General features: G+C 63.8%; 1 protein-coding gene. It reads left to right on the top strand.

The features are described from left to right. The coding region (locus HU736_RS21695; protein WP_217862408.1) for a hypothetical protein at window positions 1-221 on the top strand (221 nt) is incomplete at both ends.

The raw sequence follows: 221 nt of genomic DNA, 5'->3' as shown, positions 1-221 counted from the left end.
GCTTGATCAGGTCGTCAACCGCGTCTGGGAAGACGGTAGCAGCAAAGGTCAGGAGACCTTCGACTACGACAACCGGGGCCGCCTGATCCTCTACACCGCCGACCCCGCCATCGCACCCGAAGACCCGTTTGGCAACCGAGTGACCAAGCAGGTCTTCCGCTTCAACGGCCTCGACGGCTACAAGCAGGTCGACAGCACCTTCGCTGGCGGCGGCACCGACG

Origin of the sequence: Pseudomonas shirazensis (assembly GCF_014268785.2) — a bacterium.
Lineage (GTDB): Bacteria > Pseudomonadota > Gammaproteobacteria > Pseudomonadales > Pseudomonadaceae > Aquipseudomonas > Aquipseudomonas shirazensis.
This window is presented reverse-complemented; position numbering and strand designations above follow the sequence as displayed.